Here is a 24,627-nt window from a genome sequence, read left to right on the forward strand (position 1 = left end):
CGCGCTCGCCCAAGGGCGGTCAGCGTGCGCGCCGCCAGGCGAGCACGCCGGGCCGGGATCGCGACGAAACAGCCGCGCTCGCACGAGATCGCTCAGCATGCGGGCCCTCAGAGAGCACGCCGGGCCGCGATCGCGAGAAAACCGCGCTCGCCCAAGGGCGGTCAGCGTGCGCGCCGCCAGGCGAGCACGCCGGGCCGGGATCGCGACGAAACAGCCGCGCTCGCACGAGATCGCTCAGCATGCGGGCCCTCAGAGAGCACGCCGGGCCGGGATCGCGACACAAACAGCCGCGCTCGCATAAGACCGGTCAGGTGGGCGAACCGCTAGGCGAGCCCGCCTGGGCCGGGATTGAAGTCAACATGTCCGCGTCCGCACGATCGCGGCCCGAGGGGACGAGCCGCCAGGCAGGTCCCCTCGGGCCGTGATCTCACGAGTTCAGCTCAGCTCGACGCGGCGGCCCATGTCGGCGCCGACCTCGGCGGAGATGGCGTCGACGAGCTTGGGGGCGATGGCGGAGTCGACGGTGAGGGCGATCAGCGCGCGGCCGCCCTTGGCGTCGCGGCCGACCTGCATGCCGGCGATGTTGACCTGCTCGTCGCCGATCAGCTTGCCGACGGCGCCGACGATGCCGGGCCGGTCGACGTAGGAGAAGAACGCCATGTGCGCGGTCGGGACCAGCTCCATGTTGTAGCCGTTGATCTCGATGATCCGCTCGGCGTGCTTGGGGCCGGTGAGCGTGCCGGACACCGACACCACGGTGCCGTCGGACATCGTGCCGCGCACCTGCACGACGTTGCGCCAGTCGGGGCTGTCCTCGCTGGTGGTGAGGGTGACCTCGACGCCGCGGTCGCGGGCCAGCAGGGGCGCGTTGACGAAGGTCACGGCCTCCTCGGTCACGTCCACGAACACGCCCTTGAGCGCGGCCAGCTCCAGCACCTTGACGTCGTGCTCGGCGATCTCGCCGCGGACGACGACGTCGAGCCGGACGGGGACGCCGCCGGCGAGCGCGGTGAAGATCCGGCCGAGCTTCTCGGCGAGCGGCAGGCCGGGCTTGACGTCCTCGGCGACGGCGCCGCCCTGGACGTTCACCGCGTCCGGGACGAACTCGCCCGACAGGGCCAGCTTGACCGACCGCGCGACCTGCGTGCCCGCCTTCTCCTGCGCCTCGTGGGTGCTGGCGCCGAGGTGCGGGGTGACGACGACGGCGTCGTGGTGGAACAGCGGGCTCTCGGTGCACGGCTCGGTGCTGAACACGTCGATGCCGGCGCCGGCGACGCGGCCGTCCTTGAGCGCGAGGTCGAGCGCCTCCTCGTCGACGATCCCGCCGCGCGCGGCGTTGACGATCCGCACGTTCGGCTTGACCAGGTGCAGCTCGCGGTCGCCGATGAGGCCGAGGGTCTCGGGGGTCTTGGGCAGGTGGACGGTGATGAAGTCGCTCTCGGCGAGCAGCTCGTCGAGCGTGACGAGCCGGACGCCGAGCTGCGCGGCGCGGGCGGCCTGCACGTAGGGGTCGAACGCGATCACGTTCATGTCGAACGCGGCGAGGCGCTGGGCGACCAGGACGCCGATGCGGCCGAGGCCGAGGACGCCGACGGTCTTGCCCTGGAGCTCGACGCCGGTGTACTTGGAGCGCTTCCACTCGCCCTGCTTGAGCGCGGCGTGGCCCTGTGGCACGTTCCGCGCGGTGGCCAGCAGCAGCGCGAGCGCGTGCTCGGCGGCGGTGACGATGTTGGAGGTCGGGGCGTTGACGACCATGACGCCGGCCTTGGTGGCGGACTCCACGTCGACGTTGTCGAGGCCGACGCCGGCGCGGGCGACGACCCGGAGCCGCTTGGCGTTGCGGAAGACCTCGGCGGTGACCTTGGTCGCGCTGCGGACGATCAGCGCGTCGACGTCGGCGACGGCGGGCAGCAGGAGCGCCTTGTCGCTGCCGTCGACGTGACGGACCTCGAAATCGGACTCCAGCACGGCGATGCCGGCCGGGGAGAGCTCTTCTGCGACGAGGACGACGGGCTTGCTCAAAGGGAACAGTCCTTCGGAAGTCGGATGTGCGCCGGATGGGTGGGATTCTGCGCCCGGTGCGGATATGCGGAGTGCAGGTGAAGTCGCGAGTCACCTCGTCGTGCCCTCGCCCCCGCAGGCGAGTCTATCTCGCGCGGAACGCCGGGTCGGCGGCGGGCCGGGCGGCTCGCGGGTGACAGCGGCGTGACCGGGCGGTACCGGTTTGTCGCTGATGCCGCCTCCGCCGCAGGTCCCTGGCCTGGGCCGGTACGGCCGGCGCTCCGTCCCGGGCGCCGGTTCCCTAGGGTCTCTCTAGGGTTTCCCTAGGGACACCCCAGGGTGATCTAGGCCGCACTGGGTTTCGGCAAGGCGGTCAGCACGGCCGCGACGCGCTCGGCGTCGGCGACCCGGACGTGCGGGACGTCCACGAACACCCGCAGCGGCCCCGCCGGGAGCCCCAGCTCCTCGGCGACCTGGAGCTGCACGCCGCGCAGCGGGATGTAGGTCAGGTAGCCGCCGTAGACGTCCTGCGAGCGGAACATCCCGGTCATGATCAGCCGGTACCCGCGGATGCGGAACGACAGCGCGGTCACGCAGGGCAGGCCCTCGGCGGGCTCGCCCGGCAGCGCCAGCGGGATCCACGCGCTCGTCGTCCACGGCCGGGCCCGCAGCAGGTCCACGACCCAGCCGAGCCGGTCCACGCCGCCCGCTCCGCCCAGCCCCGGGCCGCACAGCCCTGGTCCGCGCAGCCCCGGGCCGTCCCGCTCCTGGGCGCCCGGCCGGGTGCGCTCCCGCGCCCGGCGGGCGAGCCCCACCCGGTCGCCGTGCTCGCGCAGCAGCGGGTCCTCCCAGCTCAGTGAGGCGACCTCGAACAGCACCGGCGGGCCCTCGATGATGGGCCCGGAGTCGTCCAGGCCGGCCACGCCGGCCGTCCACACGTGCCGCAGCGCGCCGATCCACGCCTGCCCGCACGTCTCGAAGCGCCGGACGTCGTGCTCCCGTCCCGGAGCCACGTCACGACTCCCCGCCGATTTCCGCCCGGCGCTCCGCTGCGCGGAACGGGGGGTCATTCGCCCTCGGCGATGCCGTGCCGGAAATGAACTCCGCGCCCCGGCCGGATCGCCGCCCTGCCGTCTTCCCGATCAGCCTGACACCGCTCATGCGCTCCGCCCCAACGCCGTTCCGGCAGCGGTCACACGGGTGTTCGCGCAGTTTCCCTGGCTCGGCCGCGGCCGTCGCGACTTTCCTCAAGTATCCAGCAAAGTGGCCGGAAAAGGTAGCACGTCTTGTCAAGTCGATGACCTTCACCGGCGTTTCGACCCATCCGCGCCAGGCGGGTCATCGCACCGGGTCATCGCACCGGCCGCCCCGGCGGCCGGTGCTGATCGGTGGCCGGGTCCGGTCACCAGGGGTCGGCGACGTCGCGGTGCAGCACGATGTAGCCGTCCGCGCGGTAGACCTCCCGGTAGCCGCCCGCGAGCAGCGACTCGACCCTGCGGCGCTGCTCGGCCAGGGTGCGGAACGGGAACTCCAGCCGCTCCACGTCGGCGATCACCCAGGGCGCCCGGCGCGGCTGGCCGTCCCACAGCAGGACGCGGGCGCGCGGCGACAGCGCGGGCCCGATCGCGTTCGCCGACTCGACGAGCGCGCCGTCCGGAATCCGCGCCGCGGCCGAGGCGGCGGCGCGGGCCCGGTCGTTGCGCCGCCACAGCGCGGGGTCGGCCAGGTGGACGAAGGCGAAGAACGGCACGCACACGACCGCCGCGGTCAGCATCGCCGCCGCCGGGAGCGCGGCGGGCAGCCGCGCCCGCGCGCGGGGCCAGAGCCTGCGCCGCAGCCGGGCCGCGCCGTCCACCGACGCCATGACCAGCACCGCGATGATGAACGCGTTGTAGTGGTAGTGCGGCTCCCACCAGTTGCCGAAGCGGCTGGCGAGCATCCGCTCGGCCAGCAGCGGCAGTACGGTCAGCGTCAGCGGCGAGGCCAGCGGGAGCAGCAGCAGCGGCAGCACGAGCAGCGCCATCGTGCCGAGCTTGTGCGGGGGCGTGCCGAGGACCGCGAGCACGTCCCACGGGTTGGTGAGCGCGTGGACGGCGGCGTGCGGCAGGTCGGGGCCGAGCGACCCGTAGGCCCAGTAGTAGTCGTTGTCGCCGCCGAAGACCGCGATGATCAGCCGGGAGCTGACCCAGGTCGCGACCAGCCCGCCCACGATGTAGGCGAGCCCGGCGCGCCGGTCGCCGCGCGGCAGCCACCCGCCGTGCCCGGTGCCCTCCTCGCCCGCCTCCCGCCGGTGGCGCCGGGTGTCGGCGCCGGGCTCGGGGTCGTGCCGGGTGAGCAGGAAGAAGCCGAAGCCGACGAGCAGGAGCCCCATGTCCTCCTTGACCAGGAGCAGGCTGAGCGCGGCGGCGGCGGCCCAGCCGCGCCGCCCGGCGTCGTAGCGCTCCACCATGAGCGCCGACAGCACCGGCACGAACGCGACCTCGTGGAAGTCGAACGCGAGGGCCTCGGCGACCGGCCACGACAGCGCGTAGGCGGCGGCCGCGCAGTAGGCGGCGCCCGCGCCGAACCGGCGCTCGGTGTACCGCCAGATCGGGACGATCGCGAGCGCGAACAGCACGGCCTGGGCGACCAGCAGCGTCCCCGGCCCGTCGTGGATCCAGTACAGCGGCGCCAGCAGGGCGAGGACGGGCGAGAAGTGGTCGCCGAGGATCGCGAAGTGCGGCCCGAAGCCGTTGTGGACGCCCTTGACCATCGCGACCGGCAGCTCGAAGCGGCTGTAGGAGCGGATCGCCTGGTCGAAGATCACCAGGTCGTAGCTGCTCGCGCGGAAGGCGCGCAGCCGCATCAGCGAGTAGGACGCGTACACCGCGGCGCACGCCGCGACCAGCGCCCAGAGCGCGGCGCGCCGCCGCCGCTGCCGCGTCCCCCCCACGCGGCCGGTCGGGGCCTCGTCCACGTGCCCCTCCACCACAACCGCCTCAGCCACGCGCCGGACGCTACCAGCCGCCCGCCCCCCGCGCTGACTCGCGGCGGGTTGTCGCCCGCCGCGACCGGCCACGACGATCCCCACGAACACCTCCCGACGGCCCTTCGCACGCGGGGGCGGCGCCGCCCCCGGGAGGACCGATGCCCCGCCCCGGAGCCGGCAACCGCCATCGGGGTGTCGGCCCGCCGCGGGACGGGGCGCCGCGAGGTCAGCCCGCCAGGCGGTGGGACATCGGGAGGCGGCTGCGGGTGAGGAGCCCCGCCGCGGCCATGGCCACCAGGGGGACGACCACGCCGATGAGCAGGAGGACTCCCCAGGGGATCTCGACGATCGTCCCGTGCGGTGTGGGGTTGCCGTCGCCCTGCGGCACCTCGGTGAGGGGGCGCGCCACGGCGATGCCCGGGACGATGCCCGCCGCGAGCCCGAGCCAGCAGCCCAGCGCGGCGACGAACCCCGCCTGGCCCATCATCAGCAGCCGGCGCGTCCGCGGGCGCGCGCCGACCGCGGCGAGCGTGGCGAGGTCGGGCCGGGAGTCGGCGGCCGACAGGCCGGTGGCGATCAGCGAGCCGCCGAGCGCCAGCGCGCCGCCCGCCACCGCGAGCAGCACCATGAGCCCGGTGTTGGAGCGGTTGAAGCCGCGCTCGACGTAGACCCCGCCCTCCCCCTGGCGCTCGCCGAACCCGGCGACCACCTCCCGCAGCCGCCCCTCCTCCGCCTTGCTCACCCGGTGGTCGGCGCGGTCGACGCCGAACCCCTCCACCCGGGCAGGCACGCCGACCTTCGAGGCGAGCGACGGCGGCACCAGGGCGGGGACGTGCGGGTCGGCCGCCACGCCCACGGCGGGCAGCCGCACCTTCCGCAGCACATGCCGCCGGTCGTCCTTCCACACCGAGACGGTGGCGGTCGTCGTGCCGTCCGCGGGTGAACCGGAGCCGAAAAGGACGACCTTGCCCTCGGCGAGCGCGCGGGCGACGGCGGGGTCGTCGCGCCCGAGCAGCAGCCGCGCCTCCCGCGCGCCGCCGACGACGCCGTCGAGATAGAACATGCGGGCGGCGCCTCCGGCGCCGTTCGAGCTGAAGCCCACCGACGGGCAGTCGGCGGTCTCCCCTCCCTGGCAGACCGAGTTCTCCCCCGGCAGGACCCGCACGTCGACGAGGGGCACGCCGGGAAGCTCCCGCGCCACGGCGCCGCGCACGGCGTCGGCCCGGTCGAGCGGGGGCCGGACGAGCGCCGAGCCCATCGGCATCTGCGCCAGGTACTCCACGCGCTCCTGGCGCAGGTCGCTGGCGTCGGCGATGGCGAGCGCGGTGATCCCGGCCACCGCCGCCATGATCGCGGCGACGACGGGCGCGGACCGGCCGCGGTTGCGCGCGCTGTCGCGGACGGCGAGGCGCAGCGGCACCGGCAGCCGGCCGGCGACCCGCCCGGCGGCGCCCACCAGCCACGGCCCCGCCATGACGAGGCCGACGATGATGCAGACCGCGCCGAGCGCGGGGCCGAACTCGTGGAGCGGGCCGGCACCGGCCAGGCACAGCACGACGCCGGCGCCGGCCACCGCGCCGCCCGCGATCGGCCAGCCCCGGCGGGCGGGGGCCCGGTCCCTGCGTCCGGCCAGCGCGGCGACGACGTCCAGCCGGGCGGCCTGCCTGGCGGGCACGTACGCGGCGAGCAGGCCGCTGCCCGCGCCGAGCGCCATCGTCAGCGCGACCAGCGTCCACGGCACCTCCAGCGGACCCATCACGGTGTGCTCCACGGCCTTGGCGACGGGCCGCGCGGCGACGGCGGCGGCGATCCCGAGCACGGCGCCCGCGAGGGCGGCGGCGCACCCGATCACCAGGCCGCTCGCGAGCACGACGGCGCGCAGGTGCCGCGCCCCGCCGCCGGCCACCGCGACCAGCGCGAGCATGCGCCGCTGCCGGCGGATCCCGACGGCGAACGCGGGCCCGGCCAGCAGCACGATCTCCAGGACGATCATCGCGACGACCATCGCGGTGATCGCCAGCCACGCGCCGTCCCCGGCGCCGTCCGAGTCGCCCGTGGCGGCGGACACCTGCGGCGGATGGCGCACCACCTCGCGGGAGAGCACCCCGATGCCGGTCTTGTTGAACTCGCCGACGTCGGCCCAGGTGACCGGGCGGCCGGCGCTGACCAGCCACTCCTGGTCGGCGCGCGGCGCGGCGCCGGGGAACGCCCCGGGGAGGGCGAGCGCGACCGGGCGGTCGAGGTCGCGCGGGTCCCGGACGTGGCCGACGACGCGCCTGGCGGCGCCGTCGCGGCCGACCCGCGCGGTGGCGCCGACCGGGAACTCCCGCCCGGCCAGCGAGGGCGACAGCGCGATCTCGTCGGCCGCGGCGGGCGCCCGGCCCTCGACGAGGTCGTACATCCCCCGGGTCATGGGGTCGCGGATGTCCAGCTCGGTGAGCTGGGCCTCGCGGTAGCCGCGCGGCGTCCGCAGCTCCAGCGCCCGCCCCTGGGCGTAGGGCTGGACGCGGGCGCCCGGCCCGTACACGGCCTTGACCCGCTCGGTGATCTCCTCGGTGGTCCAGGGGGTGTCCTTCGCCGGCGGGGCGTAGGAGTAGCCCAGCGCGGGTTCCAGCGGGTCCTGCCTGAGCGCGCCGTGCCCGGTGCCGGTGAGCCGGGCGTCGGCCGCGCCGAGCTCGTAGGGCAGCGCCTCCCGCTGCGACCACTCCATGGTCGGGACCAGCACGGCGACCGCCACGATGACCGCGACGGGCAGCCCGATCATGCAGGTGACGAGGGCGGTGCGCCCCTTGGCGCGCAGCGCGTCCCGCCGCGCCATGCGCAGGACGGGCAGGTAGCCCCTCACCGGGCCTCCTGCAGCAGCGTCTCGGGGCCGGGGCGGCCGGGCGTGGCGTCCACGATCCGCCCGTCGCGCAGGAACACGACGCGGTCGGCCCAGGCGGCGTGCCGGGACTCGTGGGTGACCATCAGGCAGGCGGCGCCCGCGTCGCAGCGGGCCCGCAGCATGCGCATGACGTCCTCGCCGGTGTGGCTGTCGAGCGCGCCGGTCGGCTCGTCGGCGAGGACGAGCCGCCGGTCGCCGACCAGCGCGCGGGCGATCGCGACCCGCTGCTGCTGGCCGCCGGACATCTCGTCGGGGTACCTTGCGGCGAGGTCGGCCACGCCGACCTCCTGGAGCGCCCGCCCGGCCTCCTCGCGCGCCCGCCTGGCGCGGACGCCGTCCAGCTCGCGGGGCAGCATCACGTTCTCGGCGGCGGTGAGGCTCGGGATGAGGTTGAGGTCCTGGAAGACGTAGCCGACACTGCGGCGCCGCAGCGCCGAGCGCGCGGCGGCGCGCATCGCGCCGAGGTCGGCGCCCTCGACCACGACCTGCCCGGAGGTGGGGGTGTCGAGCCCGCCCGCGAGCGTCAGCAGCGTCGACTTGCCCGACCCCGACGGCCCCATCACGGCGACGAACTCGCCTGCCCGGACCTCCAGGCTGACCTCGGCGAGGGCGTGCACGAGGCCGGCGCCGGCGCCGTGGTCGCGGGAGACCGACGTCATCGCCAGTACGCTCATCGCCGCGCCTCCTCGCTGCCGGAGGGCAGGTCCGCCACGTCGGCGGCGGTCCCGGGCGGGGCGGCCGGCGGCAGCGCCCGCGCGACGAAGCTCTCGCAGTGGTCGAGCCAGCGCACCTCCGCCTCGGCCTGGAAGATCATGGACTCCAGGACGAGCCGCCACGCGGTGTCGCCCTGGTCGGCGGGCGTGCGCGGCGCCTCGGCCTTCAGCCGGGTGAAATCCTGGAGGGCGCGCAGGGACGCGGTGCGCTGGGTCTGCACGACCTGCCGGACGTCGACGCCGGGCGTGGTGACGGCCATCGCGAGCTTGATCGCCAGCTCGTCGCGGGGCCGGTCGCCGCGGGCGATCGGGGTGGCGAACCAGCGCAGCACGTCCCGCTCGCCCGCCGGGGTGATCCGGTAGACGAACCGCCCCTCGTCGTCGGCGCCGACCCGGGTGACCATCTCGTCCCGTTCGAGGCGGGACAGCGTCGAGTACACCTGCCCGATGTTGAGCGGCCAGGTGGCCCCTGTAGAGGTCTCGAACTCGGCGCGCAGCTGGTAGCCGTAGCGGGGGCCCTGGGCCAGCAGCGCGAGCAGGCCATGACGGATCGACATACCTACCAAGTATGCATACCGCGTATGTCGCTGGCAATACCGGGTATGCAGCCGCGGAGACACGCTCCCCGGATTTCACCGCCCGCGATCACGGCGAGCCTTACCGTAACCGGAGCGAGCGACCACCGGGAGAGAGCCGTGACCTCGGACAGCACGATCAGCGTCCTGCGCGACGTCCTGCGCGTCTACGACCACCGCTACCTGGACCTGGACCGGGTCCAGCGGGACCGGCTGGTGGAGGGCACCCGGCACGTCCTCGGCGAGGAGGGGCTGAGCGACGCCGCGCGCGCCGCGCTGCCCGCCTCCGTCCGGCTCCGCGCGTTCTGCATCCAGAACGGCCTGCGCGACGAGCTGGAGCGCCTCATCCGGGACGAGGCGGAGGGCAGCCCCGCGGGCGCCGTCGTGGTCGGCGGCCGGATCTACGCGCTCTACCCCTACCTGCGCGGCGTCTCCCGGCAGGACGCCGACATCACCGGCGAGGTCGGCGTCGACCACCGGCTGGACGCCGCGTCCTGGCAGGGCGGGAGGGTGCGGCTGCGCGGCGCGGCGGTCCTGCAACGCGTCGAGACGCACCGGACGGCCGTCGAGGTGGTGCTGCGCGAGCGGGCCTCCGGCAGGGAGCACGGCTTCGCCGCCGAGCACCGCGAGCCGGGCGCGGGCGGCTTCGAGTCGTTCGTCGACCCCGCCGTCCTCGCCCCGGGACGCTGGGACGCGCACGTGACCGTCACGGCCCTCGGCGTGACCCGGGAGGCGCGGTTCGGCTCGGTGCGCGCGCCGCGCCTCAAACCCGTCCCCCAGCGCAGGACGATCCAGGGCCGTGAACCCAGGGAGGCCACGCTCTACTTCACCAAGGGCGGCCACCTGGCGCTGCTGGTCACCGCGGGCGCGCGCCGCGTCCCGCTGCACACCCGCGTCCTGCGCCGCCTCCTGCGCTGAACGCGGAACCGCCCCTGGACGGGCACGGCCCGTCCAGGGGCGGTTCCGGAGAAGTCAGCGAAGGCTCAGTCGTTCAGCCAGCTCATCATCGGACGCAGCTCGGCGCCGGTCTTCTCGATCGGGTGCTCGGCCAGCTCCTCGCGGTACTTGCGGAACTTGGTCTGGCCGCCCTCGAACTCCTCCACCAGCTCCTTGGCGTACTCGCCGGACTGGATCTCGCCGAGGATCTTCTTCATCGCGGCCTTGGTCTCCGGCGTGACCACCCGCGAGCCGCGGCTGTAGCCGCCGTACTCGGCGTTGTCGGACACCGACCAGTACATCTTCGACACGCCGCCCTCGTACATGAGGTCGACGATCAGCTTCATCTCGTGGAGCACCTCGAAGTAGGCGACCTCGGGCTGGTAGCCGGCCTCGGTGAGCACCTCGAACCCGGTCTTGATCAGCTCGGAGACGCCGCCGCACAGCACGGTCTGCTCGCCGAACAGGTCGGTCTCGGTCTCCTCGGTGAAGGTGGTCTTGATACCGCCCGCGCGCAGCCCGCCGATGGCCTTGGCGTAGGACAGCGCCAGCGGCCAGGCGTTGCCCGACGGGTCCTTCTCCACCGCGACGATCACCGGGACGCCGCGGCCGGCGACGAACTGGCGGCGGACGAGGTGGCCCGGCCCCTTCGGCGCGACCATCGCCACGTCCACGCCCTCCGGCGGCTGGACGAGGTCGTAGCGGATGCTGAAGCCGTGCCCGAAGAACAGCGCGTCGCCCTCGACCAGGGCGGGCCTGATGTCCTTCTCGAAGATCTCCCGGTGGTGGTGGTCCGGGGCCAGCAGCATGATCAGGTCGGCCTCCTCGGCCGCCTCCGCCGGCGTGACGACCCGCAGGCCCTCGGCCTCGGCCAGCTCCCGGCTCGCCGAGCCCTCGCGGAGCCCGACCCGGACGTCGACGCCGGAGTCGCGCAGCGAGAGCGCGTGCGCGTGCCCCTGGCTGCCGTAGCCGATGACCGCCACGTGCCTGCCCTGGATCACGCTCAGGTCGGCGGCGTCGTCGTAGAACATCTCAGCCACAGTGCTGCTGCCTTTCAGTGTTATGGATCATGTGGATCGCGCGAGGACGCGTGCGGGTCTCCCCGCGGGGTCACGCGCTGCGCTCGATGGCCCGCAGCGAGCGGTCGGTGATGGACCGGGCGCCGCGGCCGATGGCCACCATGCCCGACTGGACCATCTCCTTGATGCCGAACGGCTCCAGCACCCGGATGAAGGCGTCGAGCTTGTCGCGGTTGCCGGTGACCTCGATGGTGACGGCGTCCGGCGCGACGTCCACCACCTTGGCACGGAACAGCTGGACCGTCTCCAGGACCTGGGACCGCGTCTCGGCGTCGGCGCGCACCTTGACCAGCACCAGCTCGCGCTGGACCGAGGCCGAGCGGTCCAGCTCGACGATCTTCAGGACGTTGATCAGCTTGTTCAGCTGCTTGGTGACCTGCTCCAGCGGCAGGTCCTCCACGTTCACGACGATCGTCATGCGGGAGATGTCGGGGTGCTCGGTGGTGCCGACCGCGAGCGACTCGATGTTGAAGCCGCGCCGGGAGAACAGCGCCGCGACCCGCGCGAGGATCCCGGGCTTGTTCTCCACCAGCACCGAGAGGGTGTGCAGGCTCATCGGGGTCAGTCTCCGTTCTCCCAGTCGGGGGCCATGTCACGAGCGATCTTGATGTCGTCGTTGGTGGTGCCGGCGGCCACCATCGGCCAGACCATCGCGTCCTGGTGGACGACGAAGTCGATGACGACGGGCGCGTCGTTGATCTCCATGGCCTTGGCGATGACGGCGTCGACGTCCTCGGCCCGGTCGCAGCGCAGCCCCACGCAGCCGTAGGCCTCGGCGAGCTTGACGAAGTCGGGGATGCGCTTCGCGCTGTGGAGGTTGGTGTTGGAGTAGCGCCCGTCGTAGAACAGCGTCTGCCACTGCCGGACCATGCCGAGGTTACCGTTGTTGATCACGGCGATCTTGACCGGGATCCCCTCGATCGCGCAGGTCGCGAGCTCCTGGTTGGTCATCTGGAAGCAGCCGTCGCCGTCGATCGCCCACACCTGCGTGTCGGGCGCGCCGACCTTGGCGCCCATCGCGGCCGGGACGGCGTAGCCCATCGTCCCGGCGCCGCCGGAGTTCAGGAACGCCCCCGGGCGCTCGTACTTGATGAACTGCGCGGCCCACATCTGGTGCTGGCCGACGCCGGCGACGTAGTAGGCGTCGGGCCCGGCCAGCTCGCCGATCCGCTCGATGACGTACTGCGGCGACAGCGACCCGTCCGCGGGCGTGTCGTAGCCCAGCGGGTAGGTGTCGCGCCAGGCGTTGAGCTGCCGCCACCAGTCCTCGTAGTCGCCCTTGCGCCCGGCCGCGTGCTCGTTCTGGACGGCGACGATCAGGTCGGCGATGACCTCCCGCGCGTCCCCGACGATCGGGACGTCCGCGTGCCGGTTCTTGGAGATCTCGGCCGGGTCGATGTCGGCGTGCACGATCTTCGCGTCGGGGGCGAAGCCGTCCAGCTTGCCGGTGACCCGGTCGTCGAAGCGGGCGCCGAGGGTGACCAGCAGGTCGGCGCGCTGGAGCGCGCCGACCGCGCCGACCGCGCCGTGCATGCCCGGCATGCCCATGTGCAGCGGGTGGCTGTCGGGCAGCGCGCCCTTGGCCATCAGCGTCGTGACGACGGGCGCGCCGGTCAGCTCGGCGAGCACCCGCAGCTCGGCGGACGCGCCGGCCTTCAGCACGCCGCCGCCGACGTACAGGACGGGCCGCCGCGCCGAGCTGATCAGCCGTGCCGCCTCGCGGACCTGCTTGGAGTGCGGCCGGGTGACCGGGCGGTACCCGGGGAGCTGGAGCTGGACGGGCCAGGTGAACTCGACCATGGCCTGGAGCGCGTCCTTGGCGATGTCGACCAGCACCGGCCCGGGACGGCCCGTCCCGGCGATGTGGAACGCCTCGGCGACCGTGCGCGCGATCTCGTCGGCCCGGGTCACCAGGAAGTTGTGCTTGGTGATCGGCATCGTGATCCCGGCGATGTCGGCCTCCTGGAAGCCGTCGGTCCCGATGAGGGACGAGGCGACCTGGCCGGTGATCGCCACGATCGGCACCGAGTCCATGTAGGCGTCGGAGATCGCGGTGACGAGGTTCGTCGCGCCGGGCCCGCTGGTGGCCATGCACACCCCGACCCGTCCGGTGACCATCGCGTAGCCCTGCGCCGCGTGGCCGGCGCCCTGCTCGTGCCGGACGAGGATGTGGCGCAGCTTGCCGGAGTCGTAGAGCGGGTCGTAGGCCGGGAGGATCGCGCCGCCCGGAATGCCGAACACCGTGTCGACGCCGACGTTCTCCAGGGCGCGGACCAGCGCCTGGGCTCCCGTCATCTGTTCGGTCGTCATGATCTGCGTTTCCTTGGGGAGAGGAGTGTGGGCTCGCCGGGCAACAAAAAACCCCCGCCGCCGTGAGGCGGTCGAGGGGAGGCGCGCAGGTCGGAAAGCTTGGTCAGCCTGCGCGCCGACCAAGTACTACGAGAATGATGGAAGTCCTCTGCACGGCACTCACTTTCGCCGACTTCGCGCCCCTGGTCAAATCCTTGAACAAAATGTCTCACTCCCTGAGACAAGACAACGCCGCAGGGTGACCCGGGCCACGCCGCGTTCTCCCAGGTCAAACCTACTCCGCGGGCGGAGGGGGTCAGCCTGGAAGGGGCAGCGGCACCTCGCCCGGCCTGCCCTGCGTGGACAGGTTCGTCCGGACGAGCGACTCCACCCGCCCCGCCGCCATCGGCCGCGCCACGAGGAACCCCTGGCCGCTCGGGCAGTCCATCCCGCGCAGCAGTTCGAGCTGCTCGGGGCGCTCGATGCCCTCGGCCACCACGGTGATGCCGAGGTCGCGGCCCAGCCGGACGATCGTGCGGGTCAGCAGCGTCAGCGTCTCGTCCGAGCCGAGCCCCGCCACGAACGACGGGTCGATCTTGATGACGTCCACCGGGAGCTGCCCGAGGTAGGCGAGCGAGGCGTAGCCGGTGCCGAAGTCGTCGATCGCGAGCCGGACGCCGAGGTCGCGCAGCTCCGACAGGCGCTCCACGTTCTGGCCCGCGTCCTCGACGAGCACCTCCTCGCGCACCTCCAGCGTGAGCGCGTGCGGCGGCAGCCCGGTCTCGGCGAGCGCCGCCGCGACCGAGGCGACGAACCGGGGCGCGGCGATCTGCCGGGCGGTGAAGTTCACCGACAGGCCGACGTCCCAGGAGTCGCGCCGCCAGCGGGCGACCTCGCGGCACGCCTCGCGCAGTACCCAGTCGCCGAGCGGGACCATCAGGCCCGACTCCTCGGCCGGGCCGATGAACTCCTCGGGCGGTACCGACTCGCTCCCCCGCCACCAGCGCAGCAGCGCCTCCACCCCGGTCACCCGGGACGTCGCGAGGTCCACCACCGGCTGGAACTCCACCGCGAACTGCTCCTCGGCGAGCGCCCGCTGCAGGTCGCTGCCCAGCTCCAGCCGCCGGACGACGTCGGCGTGCATGTGCGGCGCGAACACCTCCACCCGTCCGCCGCCCGCCTCCTTCGCCCTGGCCATCGCGAGGTCGCCGTTGCGGATCAGGTCGGCGGCGGTGCGCCGGACCCGGCGCCCGGCCTCGCCGCCCGAGGCGGGCGCGGTGCCCGCCGGGTGCTCCTCGTCCCCCGCGAACGCGATGCCGACGCTCGCGGTCAGCACGATCTGCTTGCTGCCCACCTGGTACGGCTCGACCGACAGCACGCGCAGCAGCCGTCCGGCCAGCTCGACCGCCGCCCGCGTCTCCCCCTCGTCCGAGGGGAGCTGGACGAGGACCGCGAACTCGTCCCCGCCCCACCGCGCGACGGTGTCGTCGGCCTGGACGGTCGCGCGCAGCCGCCTGGCCGCCTGCGCGAGCACCTGGTCGCCGGCCGCGTGGCCCGCCGAGTCGTTCACGGCGGTGAAGCCGTCGAGGTCGACGAAGACCACCGCGACCCGGCCGCCGCCCCGGGTGCGCGAGATCAGCTCCCGCGTCCGCTCCTCCAGGTAGGAGCGGTTGGGCAGGCCGGTCAGCCCGTCGTGGAAGGTCAGGTGCGCGACCTGGCGTTGCAGCGCCGCCTGCTCGCTGAGGTCGCGGGTGGTGACCAGCAGCCGTCCGGGCGCCTCGCCGGTGCCCGCGTACCGGGAGATCGTCGACTCGGTCGGCAGCCATGTCCCATCCGCCGCCCTGACCCGGCAGGACACCCGCAGCGACCCGGGCTCCTCGCCCGCGAACTCGGTGAACGCCTCCTGGACGCGGGGCAGGTCCTCCGGGTGGATGATCTCGTGCAGCGGGCGTCCGAGCAGCTCGTCGGCGGCGTAGCGGTAGGTGCGCAGCGCGCCCGCGCTGGCGTACTGGACGGTCGCGTCCAGGTCGCAGATGAGGACGGCGTCGTTGATGCTCTCCGACAGGGCGCGGAAGTGCTCCTCGCCGGTGTCGACCGCGCGGCGCAGCGCGTCGTTCTCGCGCAGCAGCCCGGCCAGCCGCGCGAGCACCACCAGCACCGCCGAGCCCGCGACGATCGCCACCACGGGCTCCAGGCCGTTCTCGCCGGTGAGCGAGTGCCCGGCGACGAACACGCCCGCCGCGGCGGCGATCACGGCGGGCGCGAGGCCCGGCCCGATCATCCGGCCGCACTCCTCGGCGGGCCGGGCGGCGCCGAAGGCATCCGCGCCGGGGGCGTCGGGGACGGCGTCCTCGGGGATGTCGTCGGTCTCGGCGGCGGGCACCTGGGCCGGGCCCGTCCAGGGCACCAGCATGAGCAGCAGCAGCCCGGCCAGCCGCAGGATGTCGGCCGGGTCGTCGGCGGGCAGCCCGCCGTCCAGCCGGACGACCGTGGTCACGATGTCGGCGACCGCGAACGCGACGAGCGCCCCGTACCCCATCCACGCCGGACGCCTGGCCGGGGCGCTCGGCCCGCGCGCCGCGCCGAGCGCGAACGGCAGCGCCCCGCACACCAGCACGGTGTCGACGAGCGGGTACAGCAGTTCGAGGAAGAACTCCGGCGGCGACTCCTGGGTCTGGTGGTAGAGCGAGGAGAACAGCGCCACCCAGCCGAGCAGGAACAGCCCGCACGCGCACACGAGGGTGTCGGCGGCGTACCGCAGCCAGGTGCGGGCGTCGCGGGGCAGCCGCACCGGCACCACCAGGCCCGTCACCAGCGCGGCGGCGGCCACCAGGTAGAACAGGTCGGGCACCGACAGCGACAGCGCGCTGCGGCTGAGGTTGCCCGCCGCCGCGCTCGTCACCGCGCCCGCGAACCAGCAGGTCGCGGCGATGCCGTACCAGCGCCATGACGTCCGCCACACCGCGCCGTCGGGCCCGCCCGCCGCCCGGCCGCCGGAGCCGCGCACCGACGCCAGCAGCGAGACGGCGGCCGCGCCGGCCGCGCCCGCCTCCGCCCAGGCGATGAAGGCCGTGCCGCCCCAGCCCAGCAGCGAGCCGGTGGCGTAGAGCACGCCCACGACCGCGGCCAGGGCGACCGGCAGCGTCCGCGCGGGCCTGCGCCTGGCGATCTCGCCGCTCATCGCGCCGTGTCCCTTCCTGCCCCGATGGGAGCGTCCGGCCCTCGCGGACGCGGGCACCGCGCCGAGAGGGGACATGAGTCCGGATACCTCACCGGTCGCTCGGGTAACGCCCGGAAGGTCATGGATCGTGCCCCGCGCGGGGTCGGCGCGGAGCGGACGGCCCGCGCAACGCCTGCGCGGGCCGGAGATCAGCGACGTTGCTGCACTGCGGGTTCACCGTGTCGCTCAATGTACGTTCCGTAGGTCACGGAGCGATTGAGGCTGAGCGTCCTCCCGGCGACGAACGACCGGGTTATCGACCTTCTTGGTCCGTCCGAAACGCGATCATCACCTTCGTCCGCATCACGTTGAGTGACCATTTTCACTCCTGAAAGGCGTGTGATGTCCGCCTCCCCCGGAACGGCGCGCCGGGGCCGCGAACCGGGCCGCGTCCGCGGCGGTCGTAGTAGAAACGGGGGCGGAACCACCCGGGAGGCACTCTCATGCGACGGCACGCGATCACCCTGACGTCCGCGCTGGTCGCGGCCTGTACCGCCCTGCTCGCGGGCTGCTCGTCGTCCGACGGCGGCAAGCCCGAGGGCGGACCCGGCACGCCCGCCCCCGCGAGCACGGCCGCGCCCACGGCCACCGCCGGCACCGGCGCGGCCCGCGTACTCGTCACGGGCCTGTCGGTCCCCTGGGGCGTCGCGTTCCTGCCCGGCGGCGACGCGCTCGTCACCGAGCGTGACTCCGCCCGCCTGCTGCGGGTCACCCCGGCCGGGAAGAGGACCGTGGTGGGAACGGTGCCGGACGTCCGGCCGTCCGGGGAGGGCGGTCTGCTCGGCGTCGCGGTCTCCCCCGGCTACGCGCGCGACCACCAGATCTTCCTCTACTACACCGCCGACGACGACAACCGCGTGGTCAGAGCCACCTACGACGGCCGCCTCGACACCCCGCGCCCCATCGTCACCGGCATCCCCAAGGGCGACAACCACAACGGCGGCCGCCTCGCCTTCGGCCCCGACGGCATGCTCTACGCCACCACGGGCGAGAGCGGCGCGCCCGAGAAGTCCCAGGAGCGCGGCTCGCTCGGCGGCAAGATCCTCCGCGTCACCCCCGACGGCCGTCCCGCCCCGGGCAACCCTTTCGGCACGCCCGTATGGACCTACGGGCACCGCAATGTCCAGGGCATCGCCTGGGATGAGAAGCAGCGACTCTACGCCACGGAATTCGGTCAGGTCCGCTTCGACGAAATCAACCGCATTGTGAAAGGTGACAATTATGGGTGGCCCACCGTAGAAGGAATCGGACACCGCAGGGGATTCACCGACCCACTGGTCACCTGGCCGACCGACCAGGCGTCCCCGTCCGGCCTCGCCTACGCCAACGGCTCGCTGTGGGCCGCCGCCCTCCAGGGCACCCGCCTGTGGCAGGTCCCCCTCCGCGACGGCGTGCCCGGCCGCCCCGTCCCCCGCTACCAGGACGCCTACGGCCGCCTCCGCGCCGTCGTCCGCGCCCCGTCCGGCGACCTCTGGGTCACCACGAGCAACAAGGACGGCCGGGGCGACCCGAAGCCGGACGACGACCGCGTCATCGTCCTCCCCGCCCGCTGACCTCTCGCGGCCGGCGGGCGGGGAGGTCAGGCTCAGGACGCGCCGAGCCTCTCCAGGATCAGTTCGCGGGCGCGGCCCGCGTCGGCCTGCCCGCGGGTGGCCTTCATGACCGCGCCGACCAGGGCGCCCGCGGCGGCGACCTTGCCCGCGCGGACCTTGTCGGCGACGGCGGCGTTGCCCGCGATCACCTCGTCCACGATCGAGGCCAGCTCGCCCTCGTCGCTGACGACCTTCAGCCCGCGCGCGGCGACGACCTCGTCGGGCGTGCCCTCACCGGCGAGGACGCCCTCGAAGACCTGGCGGGCCAGCTTGTCGTTCAGCTCCCCCGCCGTGATCATCGCCTGCACCCGGGCGACCTGCTCGGGGGTGATCGGCAGGTCGGCCAGCTCGGCGCCCTGCGCGGTCGCGCGGCGCGACAGCTCGTTCATCCACCACTTGCGGGCCGCGCCGGCGTCCGCCCCGGCCGCGATCGTCGCCTCGATGAGGTCGACGGCGCCCGCGTTGACGACGTCCCGCAGCTCCAGGTCCGACAGGCCCCACTCGCCCTGGATGCGGCGGCGGCGCGCGGCGGGGAGTTCGGGCAGCGACGCGCGCAGCTCCTCCACCCACTCCCGGGACGGCGCCATCGGCACGAGGTCCGGCTCGGGGAAGTAGCGGTAGTCCTGCGCCTCCTCTTTGCTGCGCCCGCTGGTGGTGCGGCCGGTGTCCTCGTGGAAGTGGCGGGTCTCCTGCACGATCCGGCCGCCCGCCGACAGCACGCCCGCCTGCCGCTCGATCTCCGACCGGACGGACCGCTCGACCGAGCGCAGCGAGTTGACGTTCTTGGTCTCGGTGCGCGTGCCCCACTCCGAGGCGCCGCGCGGCATCAGCGAGACGTTCACGTCGCAGCGCATGGAGCCCTCCTCCATGCGCACGTCCGACACGCCGAGCGAGCGCACCAGCTCCCGCAGCTCGGTCGCGTAGGCGCGGGCCACCAGCGGCGCCTTCGCGCCGGTCGCCGGGATCGGCTTGGTGACGATCTCCACCAGCGGGATCCCGGCGCGGTTGTAGTCGACCAGCGAGAACTCCGCGCCGTGGATGCGGCCGGTCGCGCCGCCCACGTGCAGGGACTTGCCGGTGTCCTCCTCCATGTGGACGCGCTCGATCTCGATCCGGTACGTCTCGCCCTCGACCTCGACGTCCAGGTGCCCGTCCACGCAGAGGGGCTCGTCGTACTGGGAGATCTGGAAGTTCTTCGGCATGTCCGGGTAGAAGTAGTTCTTCCGGGCGAACCTGCACCACTCGACGATGTCGCAGTTCAGCGCCAGCCCGATCTTGATGATGCCCTCGATCGCGGCGTGGTTGGTCACCGGCAGCGCGCCCGGCAGCCCGAGGCACACCGGGCACACCTGCGTGTTCGGCTCGGCGCCGAACTCCGTCCGGCACCCGCAGAACATCTTGGACGCCGTGCCCAGCTCGATGTGCGTCTCGATGCCGAGGACCGGCTCGTACTTCCCGAGCGCCTCGTCGAAGTCCATCAGCGTGTTCACACTCACAGGTATCCCAGTCCCTTCAACGCCTCTTCGGTCTCGGCCACCCGGTCGGCGTACGCCGGAATCCGGGCCAGCGCGTCGAGGCTGACGTTCTGTCCTATGTAATCGAAGTGGTCGGCGCCGGACCGGCGGCCGCCGCGCGGCCGCTCCACGTCCCGCGGATGCCTCGGGAGCCGGGACGGGTCGCTCCCCCGCACGGGCACCAGCGGGATGACCGGGGTCGCGAGCCCCCTTCCCTCCAGCAGGGCCCGCACGGTCTTGGTCTCGTCGCGGTCGTCGCGGTCGTTGTGGACGCGGACCGGATGGCAGTCCTCGGCGAGGGCCGGCACCGCCTCTCGCCGCTGGAGTTGGGGCCGATGAGGGCGAGGAACGGCGGCACGTCCAGCTCGACGTCCAGGAAGGACTTGAAGCCGTCGATCTCGATCCGGGTGATCACCGCGTGCCGCCGTCCCCGCCGCCTACAGTTCCGGTGCCTGGGCCAGCAGGGGGCCCGACCAGCGGTCCTCCAGGGCGCGCTCGACGGCGGCGGCCACGCGGTAGGCGCGGTCGTCGCCGAGGACCGGGGCCATGATCTGCAGGCCGACCGGCAGGCCGTCGGCGAGCCCGCAGGGCACCGAGATCGCGGCGTTGCCGGTGAGGTTCGCGGGGATCGTGTACAGGTCCGCGAGGTACATCGCCATCGGGTCGTCGACGCGCTCGCCGATCGGGAACGCGGTGGTCGGGGTGGTCGGGGAGACCAGCACGTCCACCTGCTCGAAGGCGGTGTCGAAGTCGCGCTTGACCAGCGTGCGGACCTGCTGCGCCTTGCCGTAGTAGGCGTCGTAGTAGCCCGAGGACAGCGCGTAGGTGCCGAGCATGATCCGCCGCTTGACCTCGGGGCCGAAGCCCTCGGCGCGGGTCAGCGCCATGACCTCCTCGGCGCTGCGGGTGCCGTCGTCGCCGACGCGCAGGCCGTAGCGCATGGCGTCGAAGCGGGCCAGGTTGGACGACGCCTCCGACGGCGCGATCAGGTAGTACGCCGACAGCGCGTAGGAGAAGTGCGGGCAGGAGACCTCGACGACCTTCGCGCCGAGCGACTCCAGCAGCTCCACGGCCTCGTCGAAGCGGGCCGCGACGCCCGGCTCGGCGCCCTCGCCCGCGAACTGCTTGACGACGCCGACGCGCAGGCCGTTCACGTCGGCGCGGCGCGCGGCCTCGACGACGGGCGGCACCGGCGCGTCGACGGACGTGGAGTCCATCGCGTCGTGGCCGCTGAACACCTCGTGCAGGAGCGCGGCGTCCAGGACGTTGCGGGCGAACGGGCCCGGGGTGTCCAGCGAGGACGCGAACGCGATCACGCCGTAGCGGGACGAGCCGCCGTAGGTGGGCTTCATGCCGACGATGCCGGTGACCGCGGCGGGCTGGCGGATCGAGCCGCCGGTGTCGGTGCCGGTCGACAGCGGCGCCTGGTAGGCGGCGACCGCCGCCGAGCTGCCGCCGGACGAGCCGCCCGGGACGCGGCGCAGGTCCCACGGGTTGTGCGAGGGGCCGAAGGCGCTGTTCTCGGTGGAGGAGCCCATCGCGAACTCGTCCATGTTCGTCTTGCCGAGGATCACCAGGCCGCGGGCGCGCAGCCGCGCCGTGACCGTCGAGTCGTAGGGCGGGCGCCAGCCCTCCAGGATCTTCGACCCGGCGGTGGTGGGCATGTCGCGGGTGGTGAACACGTCCTTGTGCGCGATCGGCACCCCCGCCAGCGGGCCGAGGTCCTCCCCGGCCGCGCGGCGCCGGTCGACCTCGCGGGCCTGCGCGAGCGTGGTGTCGCGGTCGACGTGCAGGAACGCGCGCACCTCGCCGTCCACGGCCGCGATGCGGTCCAGGTGGGCCCGCGCGACCTCGACGGCGGACGTCTCGCCCGCGGCGATCAGCTCGCCGAGCTCCGCCGCGCCCTTTCTGACCAGGTCCATGATCAGGCCTCCTCGTCCAGGATCCGCGGGACGCGGAAGCGCTGCTCCTCGGCGGCGGGCGCGGCGGCCAGGGCCTGCTCGGGCGTGAGGGAGGGGCGGATCTCGTCGGCCCGGTAGACGTTGGTCAGCGGCAGCGCGTGCGAGGAGGGCGGGATGTCCTCCGCGGCGACCTCCTGCACGCGCGCGACCGCGGAGATGATCTGGTCGAGCTGGGCGGCGAGGTGGTCGAGTTCGTCGTCGCCGAGCGCCAGCCGGGAGAGCCGGGCGAGATGCGACACCTCGTCACGGGTGATGGCGGACATGTGGGAAACCGTTCCTGCGATGAAGTGGGTTCACCGGCCATCCTATGGGCCGCGTGCCCGCCGCCGCCCGCGGCGCGGCGCGTCACTCGGGCCGGGGGTGGTGCCCGTACTGCTGCGGGGGCGGCGCGTACTGCGGCGGGGCCTGCTGCGGATACGGGAGGCCCTGCGGCGGGACGGCGCCCTGCCGCTGCGGGAACGTCACCGTCTTCGGTTCCGCGGGCTTCATACTGGCCAGCGCCGCGGCGCCGAAGACCGCGCACGACAGGATGAGGAACCCCCCGAAGATCACTCCGGCGAGGTCGTAGGCCCTGAACTGGTCCTCGTCCGGCATGGACTCCAGCGTCCCGAACAATATGAACGCCATCCCCAGCAAGGAAACGGCGAAGACCACTCCGCGCGCGGCATTGTTCATGGACAGTGATCTTAGCGGGCGGTTTGCCGATTGTAAGGTGGATTGTCAGGCGGCGGGCTCGGGTGCGCGCTCCATCCGGCGCCGCAGCCAGTCGGTGGCGGTGGCGGCGTCCATGGGGCGGCCGAAGTGCCAGCCCTGCGCCGCGTCGCAGCCCATCTCGCGGAGCGTCCGGGCGGTCTGCGGGTCCTCGACGCCCTCGGCGACCGAGCGCAGCCCGAGGGTGCGGACGAGGTCGACGATGGAGCGGACGATCACCGCGTCGTCGGAGGAGCCGGTGAGCCGCCGCACGAACGAGGAGTCGATCTTGATCTCCTCGACCGGGAGCCGCTTGAGCCGGACGAGCGAGGAGTAGCCGGTGCCGAAGTCGTCCAGGCTGAGCGGGATGCCCAGCTCGGCGAGCGCCCGGACGGTCTCGGACGCGTACGCCGGCTCGTTCATGAGGATCCGCTCGGTGATCTCCAACTGGAGCGCGGCGGCGGGCAGGCCGCGCGAGAGCAGCCCCTCCTCGATCGTCTCGGTGAGGCCGGTGTCGAGCAGGTCGCGCCCGGAGGCGTTCACCGCGACCTGGACGGCGAGGTCCTCGCGCCACCACGCGGCGGTCTGCGCGAGCGCGGCCTCCACGACGTAGTGGGTGATCGAGCGCATCAGGTAGGTCTGCTCGGCGATCGACAGGAACGCCTCGGGCTCCAGCAGGCCCTTGTCGGGGTGGCGCCAGCGCAGCAGCGCCTCCATGCCGACGAGCTGGTCGTCCCGCAGGGAGATCTTGGGCTGGTAGAACAGCTCCAGCTCGGAGCGGTCGATGGCGCGGCGCAGGTCGCCGAGCACGCTGAGCCGGTCCGGGGAGTTGCGGTCCTTGCCGGGCGAGTAGACCTCGACGCCGGTGCGGCCCTCCTTGGCGTTGTACATCGCGACGTCGGCGCGCTGGAGGAGCAGCTCGAAGTCCTGGGCGTGGTCGGGGAACAGCGCGATGCCGACGCTGCCCTCCAGGTCGAACGACATGCCGTCCAGCCGGACGGGCTCGCCGAGCGCGGCGCGCAGCCGGGCGGCGACCTCGCGGGCGGCGGCCTCGTCGCGGACGGTGGGCAGCAGCACCGCGAACTCGTCGCCGCCGAGCCGCGCCACGAGGTCGCCCGGACGGACGCTGTGGGTGAGCCGGTGCGCGACGAGTTGGAGCAGCCGGTCGCCGGTGGCGTGCCCGAGGGTGTCGTTGACCTCCTTGAACCGGTCGAGGTCGAGCAGGAACAGCCCGGCCCGGCGGTGCTCGGGTTCGGCGGCGGCGGCCGCCGCGCCCCGGCGGGCGCGGGCACCGGCGCGCCCGAACCGCCCCGGCCGCTTGTCGGCGCCGCTCGCCTCGGCGAGGGCCTCCTCGGTGCGGACGGTCAGCAGCTTGCGGTTGGGCAGCCCGGTCAGGACGTCGTGCAGCGCCTGGTGCTCGCGCCGCACCGACACCGACGCGTTCAGGTACACCGCGATGAACGGCAGGACGATCAGCGGGACGAACACCGCTGACCTGTCCATCGCGACGACCATCAGCGGGGCGAGCCCGAGCAGCGCCAGGTGGACGAGGACCTGGTAGGCGAGGTCCCAGCGCAGCGCCTTGAGCAGCGGGACCCGCTCGTGCAGCGCGATCGCGGAGCCGACGAGGGTGTCGTTGGCGCAGAAGTAGACGGTTCCGGCGAGCGCGATGAGGGGCAGGTCGCCGCCGTCGGGCACCCACAGCCGCGTCGGGGTGGCCATGTCGCCCGCCAGCGCCAGGACGAGTTGGGCGGCGGCGAGGCTGAGCGTGTACTGCGCGGCGTTGAAGGCGATGCGGTGCGGGGTGCGGCCGCGGAAGATCCCGGCGGTGATGACGGCGACGACCTGGAGGGTCGCGGCGACCGGCAGCCCGGCGTACAGGAGCGCGGCGAACGCGAACGTGGTGGAGGTGGTGGCGCCGTTGTTCTCGGTGGACCCCGGCGTGATGATCGGCCGCAGCTCCCCGAACACGATGAAGCAGCCGAGGATCCAGAAGACGGGCTGGCGCGCGAGGGCGTCCAGGTCCGCGCCGGTCAGCCCGGCGAACGCCGTGCCGCACGCGGCGACGCCGAGCAGGATGACGACGACGAAGTAGATCCACAACGGGGAGCCGCGGCGTGGCGCCGTGTTCCGCGTGTTGTTCGGGTCCTTCATCACATCCTCGGGGGGTTCGGGGGGCCGTCCCCCGGGAGCGGACGCCCCGTA

Annotated in this window: 18 protein-coding genes; 2 read left to right on the forward strand and 16 right to left on the reverse strand. The window is 73.6% G+C overall.

The window, feature by feature from the left end; all coding sequences use genetic code 11:
* Positions 1-435: 435 nt before the first annotated feature.
* The 6 genes from serA to GNZ18_RS40130 form a co-directional block, all read right to left on the reverse strand.
* Positions 436-2,022: a phosphoglycerate dehydrogenase gene (gene serA, locus GNZ18_RS40105; RefSeq protein ID WP_156222740.1), complete on the reverse strand. Its 1,587-nt coding sequence runs from the start codon at positions 2,020-2,022 to the stop codon at positions 436-438.
* Between the two features lie 323 nt (positions 2,023-2,345).
* Positions 2,346-3,014: a thymidylate synthase family protein gene (locus GNZ18_RS40110; RefSeq protein ID WP_312875018.1), complete on the reverse strand. Its 669-nt coding sequence runs from the start codon at positions 3,012-3,014 to the stop codon at positions 2,346-2,348.
* 389 nt (positions 3,015-3,403) lie between these two features.
* Positions 3,404-4,987, reverse strand: coding sequence for a DUF2079 domain-containing protein (locus GNZ18_RS40115; RefSeq protein WP_156222742.1), 1,584 nt, complete (start codon positions 4,985-4,987; stop codon positions 3,404-3,406).
* A gap of 208 nt (positions 4,988-5,195) precedes the next feature.
* Complete coding sequence (locus GNZ18_RS40120; protein ID WP_156222744.1) at positions 5,196-7,814, reverse strand: FtsX-like permease family protein; 2,619 nt, start codon at positions 7,812-7,814, stop codon at positions 5,196-5,198.
* The gene (locus GNZ18_RS40125; protein WP_156222746.1) at positions 7,811-8,527 is read right to left on the reverse strand and encodes an ABC transporter ATP-binding protein; all 717 of its coding nucleotides are present in this window, start codon (positions 8,525-8,527) and stop codon (positions 7,811-7,813) included. The genes GNZ18_RS40120 and GNZ18_RS40125 overlap by 4 nt, the downstream gene beginning before the upstream one ends.
* Positions 8,524-9,123, reverse strand: a complete 600-nt coding sequence (locus tag GNZ18_RS40130) for a PadR family transcriptional regulator (RefSeq protein WP_156222748.1) — start codon at positions 9,121-9,123, stop codon at positions 8,524-8,526. The genes GNZ18_RS40125 and GNZ18_RS40130 overlap by 4 nt, the downstream gene beginning before the upstream one ends.
* A gap of 138 nt (positions 9,124-9,261) precedes the next feature.
* Here GNZ18_RS40130 and GNZ18_RS40135 point away from each other — a divergent pair, with 138 nt between their 5' ends.
* Positions 9,262-10,059, forward strand: a complete 798-nt coding sequence (locus tag GNZ18_RS40135; RefSeq protein WP_312875019.1) for a Slp family lipoprotein — start codon at positions 9,262-9,264, stop codon at positions 10,057-10,059.
* 65 nt (positions 10,060-10,124) lie between these two features.
* On the opposite strand, the gene ilvC is transcribed toward GNZ18_RS40135, so the two are convergent.
* The 4 genes from ilvC to GNZ18_RS40155 form a co-directional block, all read right to left on the reverse strand.
* A complete protein-coding gene (ilvC, locus tag GNZ18_RS40140) occupies positions 10,125-11,108 on the reverse strand; it encodes a ketol-acid reductoisomerase (RefSeq protein ID WP_156222750.1) in 984 nt (327 codons plus the stop codon).
* A gap of 79 nt (positions 11,109-11,187) precedes the next feature.
* Entirely contained in the window at positions 11,188-11,712 is a 525-nt protein-coding gene (ilvN, locus tag GNZ18_RS40145) for an acetolactate synthase small subunit (RefSeq protein ID WP_156222752.1), read from the reverse strand.
* 5 nt (positions 11,713-11,717) lie between these two features.
* Positions 11,718-13,589 carry an acetolactate synthase large subunit gene (locus GNZ18_RS40150; protein WP_281378267.1) on the reverse strand — a complete coding sequence of 624 codons (1,872 nt, stop codon included), beginning with the start codon at positions 13,587-13,589 and terminating at the stop codon, positions 11,718-11,720.
* Positions 13,590-13,761: 172 nt separating this feature from the next.
* A complete protein-coding gene (locus GNZ18_RS40155) occupies positions 13,762-16,626 on the reverse strand; it encodes a putative bifunctional diguanylate cyclase/phosphodiesterase (protein WP_156222756.1) in 2,865 nt (954 codons plus the stop codon).
* Positions 16,627-17,108: 482 nt separating this feature from the next.
* Between GNZ18_RS40155 and GNZ18_RS40160 the strand changes: the two genes are divergently transcribed.
* Positions 17,109-18,218, forward strand: coding sequence for a PQQ-dependent sugar dehydrogenase (locus GNZ18_RS40160; protein WP_156222758.1), 1,110 nt, complete (start codon positions 17,109-17,111; stop codon positions 18,216-18,218).
* A 32-nt stretch (positions 18,219-18,250) separates the two neighbouring features.
* Here GNZ18_RS40160 and gatB read toward each other — a convergent pair whose 3' ends face one another.
* The 6 genes from gatB to GNZ18_RS40190 form a co-directional block, all read right to left on the reverse strand.
* Positions 18,251-19,735 (reverse strand): Asp-tRNA(Asn)/Glu-tRNA(Gln) amidotransferase subunit GatB, encoded by a 1,485-nt coding sequence (gene gatB / locus GNZ18_RS40165; protein WP_156222815.1) that lies wholly within the window; start codon positions 19,733-19,735, stop codon positions 18,251-18,253.
* Positions 19,736-19,749: 14 nt separating this feature from the next.
* Positions 19,750-20,079: a hypothetical protein gene (locus GNZ18_RS40170; RefSeq protein WP_156222760.1), complete on the reverse strand. Its 330-nt coding sequence runs from the start codon at positions 20,077-20,079 to the stop codon at positions 19,750-19,752.
* Positions 20,080-20,208: 129 nt separating this feature from the next.
* Positions 20,209-21,693, reverse strand: a complete 1,485-nt coding sequence (gatA, locus tag GNZ18_RS40175; protein ID WP_156222762.1) for an Asp-tRNA(Asn)/Glu-tRNA(Gln) amidotransferase subunit GatA — start codon at positions 21,691-21,693, stop codon at positions 20,209-20,211.
* A gap of 2 nt (positions 21,694-21,695) precedes the next feature.
* Positions 21,696-21,995: an Asp-tRNA(Asn)/Glu-tRNA(Gln) amidotransferase subunit GatC gene (gene gatC, locus GNZ18_RS40180; protein ID WP_156222765.1), complete on the reverse strand. Its 300-nt coding sequence runs from the start codon at positions 21,993-21,995 to the stop codon at positions 21,696-21,698.
* Positions 21,996-22,077: 82 nt separating this feature from the next.
* Positions 22,078-22,407: a hypothetical protein gene (locus GNZ18_RS40185; RefSeq protein WP_156222767.1), complete on the reverse strand. Its 330-nt coding sequence runs from the start codon at positions 22,405-22,407 to the stop codon at positions 22,078-22,080.
* 45 nt (positions 22,408-22,452) lie between these two features.
* Complete coding sequence (locus tag GNZ18_RS40190) at positions 22,453-24,576, reverse strand: putative bifunctional diguanylate cyclase/phosphodiesterase (protein WP_156222769.1); 2,124 nt, start codon at positions 24,574-24,576, stop codon at positions 22,453-22,455.
* Between the last annotated feature and the right edge of the window lie 51 nt (positions 24,577-24,627).

The sequence above is a fragment of the Actinomadura litoris genome (assembly GCF_009733595.1).
In the GTDB taxonomy this organism is placed as follows: domain Bacteria; phylum Actinomycetota; class Actinomycetes; order Streptosporangiales; family Streptosporangiaceae; genus Spirillospora; species Spirillospora litoris.

What these genes read in the sequence shown, in the direction of transcription:
- GNZ18_RS40130 (WP_156222748.1), bottom strand. Translation starts at nt 9,123, where the DNA reads ATGTCGATCCGTCATGGCCTGCTCGCGCTGCTGGCCCAGGGCCCCCGC.
- GNZ18_RS40155 (WP_156222756.1), bottom strand. Translation starts at nt 16,626, where the DNA reads ATGAGCGGCGAGATCGCCAGGCGCAGGCCCGCGCGGACGCTGCCGGTC.
- ilvN (WP_156222752.1), bottom strand. Translation starts at nt 11,712, where the DNA reads ATGAGCCTGCACACCCTCTCGGTGCTGGTGGAGAACAAGCCCGGGATC.
- gatC (WP_156222765.1), bottom strand. Translation starts at nt 21,995, where the DNA reads ATGTCCGCCATCACCCGTGACGAGGTGTCGCATCTCGCCCGGCTCTCC.
- GNZ18_RS40160 (WP_156222758.1), top strand. Translation starts at nt 17,109, where the DNA reads ATGCGACGGCACGCGATCACCCTGACGTCCGCGCTGGTCGCGGCCTGT.
- gatA (WP_156222762.1), bottom strand. Translation starts at nt 21,693, where the DNA reads ATGGACCTGGTCAGAAAGGGCGCGGCGGAGCTCGGCGAGCTGATCGCC.
- gatB (WP_156222815.1), bottom strand. Translation starts at nt 19,735, where the DNA reads ATGGACTTCGACGAGGCGCTCGGGAAGTACGAGCCGGTCCTCGGCATC.
- GNZ18_RS40125 (WP_156222746.1), bottom strand. Translation starts at nt 8,527, where the DNA reads ATGAGCGTACTGGCGATGACGTCGGTCTCCCGCGACCACGGCGCCGGC.
- GNZ18_RS40190 (WP_156222769.1), bottom strand. Translation starts at nt 24,576, where the DNA reads ATGAAGGACCCGAACAACACGCGGAACACGGCGCCACGCCGCGGCTCC.
- ilvC (WP_156222750.1), bottom strand. Translation starts at nt 11,108, where the DNA reads ATGTTCTACGACGACGCCGCCGACCTGAGCGTGATCCAGGGCAGGCAC.
- GNZ18_RS40185 (WP_156222767.1), bottom strand. Translation starts at nt 22,407, where the DNA reads ATGAACAATGCCGCGCGCGGAGTGGTCTTCGCCGTTTCCTTGCTGGGG.